Origin of the sequence: Streptomyces omiyaensis, assembly GCF_014650895.1 — a bacterium.
Lineage (GTDB): Bacteria > Actinomycetota > Actinomycetes > Streptomycetales > Streptomycetaceae > Streptomyces > Streptomyces omiyaensis.
The window spans coordinates 1-1,670 of the sequence record NZ_BMVV01000076.1 but is presented as its reverse complement, the minus strand read 5'-3'; the positions used below and the strand labels follow the sequence as shown (position 1 = coordinate 1,670).

Annotated in this window: 1 protein-coding gene; it reads left to right on the top strand. The window is 71.9% G+C overall.

What is annotated here, in order from left to right; all coding sequences use genetic code 11:
• Positions 1 to 1,670: acetyl/propionyl/methylcrotonyl-CoA carboxylase subunit alpha (locus IE287_RS38045; protein ID WP_229884016.1), on the top strand; the 1,670-nt coding region annotated here is incomplete at both ends.

The following is a 1,670-nucleotide window of genomic DNA, read 5'->3' as shown; positions in this document are numbered from 1 at the left end:
ATCGCCAACCGTGGCGAAATCGCTGTTCGTGTCGCCCGTGCCTGCCGGGATGCCGGGATCGCGAGCGTAGCCGTCTACGCCGACCCGGACCGGGACGCCCTGCACGTCCGCGCGGCCGACGAGGCGTTCGCCCTGGGCGGTGACACCCCGGCCACCAGCTACCTGGACATCGCCAAGGTGCTCCAGGCCGCGAAGGACGCCGACGCGGACGCCATCCACCCCGGCTACGGATTCCTCTCCGAGAACGCCGAGTTCGCCCAGGCCGTCCTCGACGCCGGCCTCACCTGGATCGGCCCCCCGCCCCAGGCCATCCGCGACCTCGGCGACAAGGTCGCCGCCCGCCACATCGCCCAGCGCGCCGGCGCCCCCCTCGTCGCCGGCACCCCCGACCCCGTCTCCGGCGCCGACGAGGTCGTCGCCTTCGCCACCGAACACGGCCTGCCGATCGCCATCAAGGCCGCCTTCGGCGGCGGCGGCCGCGGCCTGAAGGTCGCCCGCACCCTCGAAGAGGTCCCCGAACTCTACGACTCCGCCGTCCGCGAGGCCGTCGCCGCCTTCGGCCGCGGCGAATGCTTCGTCGAGCGCTACCTCGACAAGCCCCGCCACGTCGAGACCCAGTGCCTCGCCGACACCCACGGCAACGTCGTCGTCGTCTCCACCCGCGACTGCTCCCTGCAGCGCCGCCACCAGAAACTCGTCGAGGAAGCCCCCGCCCCCTTCCTCACCGACGAACAGAACGCCCAGCTCTACGCGGCGTCCAAGGCCATCCTGAAGGAAGCCGGCTACGTCGGCGCCGGCACGGTCGAGTTCCTCGTCGGCATGGACGGCACCATCTCCTTCCTCGAGGTCAACACCCGCCTCCAGGTCGAACACCCCGTCACCGAAGAAGTCACCGGCATCGACCTGGTCCGCGAGATGTTCCGCATCGCCGACGGCGAGGAACTCGGCTACGACGACCCCGCCATGCGCGGCCACTCCTTCGAGTTCCGCATCAACGGCGAGGACCCCGGACGCAACTTCCTGCCCGCCCCCGGCACCGTCACCCTCTTCTCCCCGCCCACCGGCCCCGGCGTCCGCCTCGACGCCGGCGTCGAGTCCGGCAGCGTCATCGGCCCCGCCTGGGACTCCCTGCTCGCCAAGCTCATCGTCACCGGCGCCACCCGCGAACAGGCCCTCCAGCGCGCCGCCCGCGCACTCGCCGAGTTCAAGGTCGAGGGCATGGCCACCGCCATCCCCTTCCACCAGGCCGTCGTGGTCGACCCCGACTTCACCGCCGACCCGTTCCGCGTCCACACCCGCTGGATCGAGACCGAGTTCGTCAACGAGATCAAGCCCTTCGCCCCCGCCGGCGCCGACACCGACGACGACGAGGCCGGCCGCGAGACCATCGTGGTCGAGGTCGGCGGCAAGCGCCTGGAGGTCTCCCTCCCCTCCAGCCTGGGCATGACCCTGGCCCGCACCGGCCTGGCCGCCGGCGCCAAGCCCAAGCGCCGCGCCGCGAAGAAGTCCGGCCCCACCGCCTCCGGCGACACCCTCGCCTCCCCCATGCAGGGCACCATCGTCAAGGTCGCCGTCGAGGAGGGCCAGGAGGTCCAGGAAGGCGACCTCATCGTCGTCCTGGAGGCCATGAAGATGGAACAGCCCCTCAACGCCCACAAGTCCGGCACCGT